4 protein-coding genes are annotated in these 4,920 nt (G+C 70.0%); 3 read left to right on the top strand and 1 reads right to left on the bottom strand.

Annotated elements, in window-relative coordinates; genetic code table 11:
- Nucleotides 1-22: 22 nt before the first annotated feature.
- The gene (gene galT / locus DSP71_RS07925; RefSeq protein WP_113680803.1) at nucleotides 23-1,225 is read right to left on the bottom strand and encodes a galactose-1-phosphate uridylyltransferase; all 1,203 of its coding nucleotides are present in this window, start codon (nucleotides 1,223-1,225) and stop codon (nucleotides 23-25) included.
- 162 nt (nucleotides 1,226-1,387) lie between these two features.
- Between galT and DSP71_RS07920 the strand changes: the two genes are divergently transcribed.
- The 3 genes from DSP71_RS07920 to DSP71_RS07910 all read left to right on the top strand — a co-directional run bounded on the left by DSP71_RS07920 (nucleotide 1,388) and on the right by DSP71_RS07910 (nucleotide 4,826).
- Nucleotides 1,388-2,344 carry a LacI family DNA-binding transcriptional regulator gene (locus DSP71_RS07920; RefSeq protein WP_113680806.1) on the top strand — a complete coding sequence of 319 codons (957 nt, stop codon included), beginning with the start codon at nucleotides 1,388-1,390 and terminating at the stop codon, nucleotides 2,342-2,344.
- A gap of 147 nt (nucleotides 2,345-2,491) precedes the next feature.
- The gene (locus tag DSP71_RS07915; protein ID WP_046747686.1) at nucleotides 2,492-3,655 is read left to right on the top strand and encodes a Gfo/Idh/MocA family protein; all 1,164 of its coding nucleotides are present in this window, start codon (nucleotides 2,492-2,494) and stop codon (nucleotides 3,653-3,655) included.
- A 7-nt stretch (nucleotides 3,656-3,662) separates the two neighbouring features.
- Nucleotides 3,663-4,826, top strand: a complete 1,164-nt coding sequence (locus DSP71_RS07910) for a dihydrodipicolinate synthase family protein (RefSeq protein WP_113680802.1) — start codon at nucleotides 3,663-3,665, stop codon at nucleotides 4,824-4,826.
- Nucleotides 4,827-4,920 lie beyond the last annotated feature (94 nt).

Raw genomic sequence — 4,920 nt, 5'->3', positions numbered from 1 at the left:
GCGGCGTCGTCGTGTGCGGCGGTCATGCGGAGGCTCCCGGATCGGTCTGGTCGTCTGCTGTGCGCTCGATGGCCTCGCGGAGTCGCGCGGCTCCGACCTCCGGCGGCACCTCTGCCGCCCACGCCCACATCGCGGCCTCCGAGCCGGCGAGGAACTTCAGCTTGTCGGCGGCACGGCGCGGGCTCGTCAGCTGCAGGTGCAGGCGCACGGTGTCGCGGCCCACGTGCACCGGTGCCTGATGCCAGGCGGCGATGTACGGGGTGGGGGAGTCGTAGAGGGCGTCGACGCCGCGCAGCAGACGCAGGTACAGGGGTGCGAGTTCGTCCCGCTCGGCCGCCGAGGTCTCGGCGAAATCCGCCACGTGACGGTGCGGCATCAGGTGCACCTCGAGCGGCCAGCGCGCGGCGAACGGCACGAACGCCGTCCAGTGCTCGCCCCGGAACACGACGCGCTCGGACGCCTGCTCGGAATCCAGGATGCGCTGGAAGAGGTCGGGCGCCGTGCGGTCGATCGACTCCAGCACGCGAGCGGTGCGCGGGGTCACGTACGGGTAGGCGTAGATCTGGCCGTGCGGGTGGGGCAGCGTCACGCCGATCGCCTCGCCGCGGTTCTCGAACGGGAAGATCTGCTCGATGCCGGGCAGCCGGGAGAGCGCGGCCGTGCGGTCGGCCCACGCCTCGATCACGGTGCGCGCGCGGGTGACCGACTGCGTGCCGAAGGAGCCTGCGTGCTCGGGGCTGAAGCAGACGACCTCGCAGCGTCCGACCGAGGTGCGCGTGCGACCGAGGCCCAGGGTGACGAGGTCGTCGAGACCGCGGGGAGCATTCGCAGCCTGCGGTGCGGTGCCCACCGCCTCGGTGAGAGCAGGACCGAATGCGGGGGAGCGGTTCTCGAACACCGCGACGTCGTAGCGGGACGGCACCTCCGACGGATTGCTCGGCGTCTGCGGGGCCAGGGGGTCGGCATCCGAACCCGGCATCATCACGCGGTTCTGCCGGTTCGCGGCCACCGTGATCCAGTCGCCGGTGAGCACGTCGAGGCGCATGGTCGCGGTGTCGGGTCGAGGGTCGAGGGTGCGGGCATCCACGGAGCGCTCCGGTCCGAGTGTCGTCCCCGGGTCGTCGTAGTAGATCAGATCGCGGCCGTCGGCGAGGGTGGTGGCGCGTTTGACGACGCCGGCGCCGAGGGTCTCGGTGCGCGTCTCCGGAAGCTCGGGCGTGTTCACGTAAACATGGTAGGCGCAGCCCCGTGATAACGTCAACACGAGCGAGTCGCGCATCCACCGTGCGCGGGACGGAGGCGGCGGGTGCGAGCACGCGGGAGTGGCGGAGAAGTCGTCGACGTGCCCGGTTCCGACCGCGGGCGTTCGTCCTCCCGCCGGGTGTCGATGGCCATGGTCGCCGAGCGCGCCGGCGTCTCGGGTCAGACGGTCTCCCGTGTCGTCAACGGCAGCCCCCGCGTGGACCCCGATACCAGAGCGCGTGTCGAGACCGCGATGGCCGAGCTCGGATACCGCCCGCACCGCGCGGCCCGCGCCCTGCGCACCGGGCGTTCGCAGACCATCGGACTCGTCGTCACCACGCTCTCGACGGTCGGCAACTCCCGCATGCTCCAGGCGACGGCGGAGGCGGCGGCGGAGCGCGGATACGCCCTCACGCTGGTGACCGCCGCCCGGGGCATCGGTGAGGCGTTCGACCGGCTCGCCGAGCAAGAGGTGGACGGCGCGATCGTCCTGAACGAGGCGTCGGCCCTGGTCTCCGACACCGAGCGCCCGAGCGGGCTCAGGCTCGTGGTCGTCGACGCCCCGACCGAGGCCGGCTTCGCCTCGGTGCACAGCGATCATGCCGGTGGCGCAGCGGCGGCCACGGAACGGCTCCTGGAGCTCGGGCACTCCACGGTCCATCACCTCGCCGGTCCCGCCGACTCCTTCGCCGCCATGGAGCGGGAACGGGGCTGGCGCGAGACCCTCGCCGCTGCCGTCATCGATGCTCCGCCCGTCGTCCGGGGTGACTGGAGCGCCGATTCGGGCCACCGGGCGGCAGCTGCACTGACGGCGGCCACCGCGGTCTTCTCCGCCAACGACCAGATGGCGCTGGGCTTGCTGCGCGCGCTCTCCGACGCGGGGCGCCGGGTGCCGGAGGATGTCAGCGTGATCGGCTTCGACGACGTGCCGGATGCGGCGAACTACCGCCCTCCACTGACCACCATCCGGCAGGACTTCACGGCCCTCGCCCAGTGCGCGGTCTCGTCGTTGATCGACGCCATCGAAGGGGTGTCGAAGGCTCGCGCCGCCTCGGTCGTCGGAACCGAGCTCGTCGAGCGCGCCAGCACGACATCGCGCTGACCGTCACACCCTCCTGATGCGCCTGTTGCAGTTCGCCTCGATGTCGTGCCATGATGCCGGAAAGCGTTTTCCCATCTGGTGGCCGACCAGCAGGTCCGACCACCGGGGAAGCGCACCGACGGCCTCCTGCGACAGAAACGGAACACCATGGCACAGGCGAACACCCGCGAGATCGGGATCATCATGAACGGCGTCTCCGGGCGCATGGGCTACCGGCAGCATCTGGTGCGCTCGATCCTCGCGATCCGCGAGGAGGGCGGCATCGAACTCGCCGACGGCTCCCGCATCACGGTGAAGCCGATCCTGGTCGGACGCAACGAGGCCAAGCTGGCCGAGCTGGCGGCGAAGCACGGCATCGACGACTACACGACCGATCTCGACGCGGCGCTCGCCGACCCGCAGTGGGAGATCTACGCCGACTTCCTCGTGACCAAGGCCCGCGCCTCCGCGATCCGCAAGGCCATCGCCGCAGGGAAGGCGATCTACACGGAGAAGCCCACTGCGGAGTCGCTCGAGGAGGCACTCGAGCTCGCGCGCCTGGCGGACGAGGCGGGCGTCAAGACCGGCGTCGTGCACGACAAGCTGTATCTCCCCGGTCTGCAGAAGCTCAAGCGCCTGATCGACTCCGGATTCTTCGGCCGCATCCTCTCCGTCCGCGGCGAGTTCGGGTACTGGGTGTTCGAGGGCGACTGGCAGCCCGCGCAGCGTCCGAGCTGGAACTACCGCACCGAGGACGGCGGCGGCATCATCACCGACATGTTCCCGCACTGGAACTACGTGCTGGAGAACCTGTTCGGCGAGGTCAAGAGCGTGTACGCGCAGGCCGCCGTGCACATCGCCGACCGCTGGGACGAGAAGGGCGAGCACTACACCGCCACTGCGGAGGACGCTGCGTACGGGATCTTCGAGATCGAGGGCGGCGTGATCGCCGAGATCAACTCCTCCTGGACCGTGCGCGTGAACCGCGACGAGCTCGTCGAGTTCCAGGTCGACGGCACCCACGGATCCGCCGTGGTCGGACTGTTCGGCGCGAAGATCCAGCCGCGCAACGCCACCCCGAAGCCCGTGTGGAACCCCGACCTCGAGGACACGCGCGACTACGACGCCGACTGGCAGGACGTGCCGACCAACGACGTCTTCCTCAACGGTTTCCGCCAGCAGTGGCAGGAGTATCTGGTCTCCTACGTCGAGGGCACCGAATACCCGTTCGACCTGCTCGCCGGTGCACGGGGTGTGCAGTTCGCCGAGGCGGGACTGACCTCCAGCGCCGAGGGTCGCAAGATCGCCCTGTCGCCGCTGACCCTGGGCTGAGGCGCGCATGAGCACTCTGCGCCTCCTCCGCCCCAGCGGTGAGACGTTCGCCGCCGCCCTCAACGACTCGGGCGCATACGCCCGCCCGACGACGCCGCTGCAGAGTCGAGTCGCCTACGCCGCTGCACACGTCGTGCCGAAGGTGCATGCCGACAACACCCCGGGACAGCCCGCCGACATCGACTGGGATTCCACCCTCGCCTTCCGCCGCAACGTGTACTCCTGGGGTCTCGGCGTCGCCGACGCGATGGACACGGCGCAGCGGAACATGGGTCTCGATGCCGTAGCCACCCGTGAGCTGATCGCCCGCAGCGCTCAGGTCGCGCGCGAGGAGGGCGGTTCGGTCGTCGTCGGCGTCAACACCGACCACATCGCCGAGACGCACATCCCCCTCGAACAGGTGATCACGGCCTACACCGAGCAGCTGCACTTCACCGAGGAGCAGGGCGCCGGACCCGTGCTGATGGCCTCGCGCCACCTCGCCCGTGTCGCCGCCGACGCCGCCGATTACCGTCGCGTGTATCGGGAGGTGCTCTCGCGCGCGACGACCCCCGTGGTGCTGCACTGGCTGGGTACGGCTTTCGACCCCGAGCTCGCCGGCTACTTCGGTGCGGAGGATTGGCAGACGGCGTCCGAGGTGCTGCTGCAGATCATCGCCGAGAGCCCTGGCAAGGTCGCGGGTGTCAAGATGAGCCTGCTGAACGCCGACTCCGAGATCGCGGTGCGCTCGCGCCTCCCCGAGGAGGTCAGGATGTTCACCGGCGATGACTTCAACTACGTGGACCTGATCGACGGCGCTGCGGACCGTGCCCACTCCGACGCGCTGCTGGGAGCCTTCGCCGCGATCACCCCTGTCGCGTCCGCGGCGATCCAGGCGTTGGATGCGGGTGACGCTGCGGAGTACCGGCGGGTCCTCGGTCCGACCGAGGCACTGAGCAGGCAGGTGTTCGCGGCACCCACCTTCTACTACAAGACGGGTGTGGCGTTCCTCTCCTGGTTGAACGGGCACCAGCCCGCGTTCCAGATGGTCGGCGGGCTGCATTCCGCGCGCAGCCTGCCGCATCTGAGCCGCATCGTCGAGCTCGCGAACGACTCGCTCGCGCTCGAACAGCCCGACCTCGCCCGCGAGCGATGGCACAGCATGTTGCGTGTGAACGGAGTGGACGCATGACCCGCGAAGCGCAGACTCCGGATCCGCGACTGTCGATCAATCAGGCGACCATCAAGCACGCCGACCTCGCGACGGCGCTGCGGGTCACGGCCGC

Source organism: Microbacterium sp. H6 (assembly GCF_003314775.1).
GTDB classification, from domain to species: domain Bacteria; phylum Actinomycetota; class Actinomycetes; order Actinomycetales; family Microbacteriaceae; genus Microbacterium; species Microbacterium oxydans.
The sequence above is the reverse complement of the archived record's forward strand: the minus strand, read 5'-3'. Positions and strand labels throughout refer to the sequence as shown.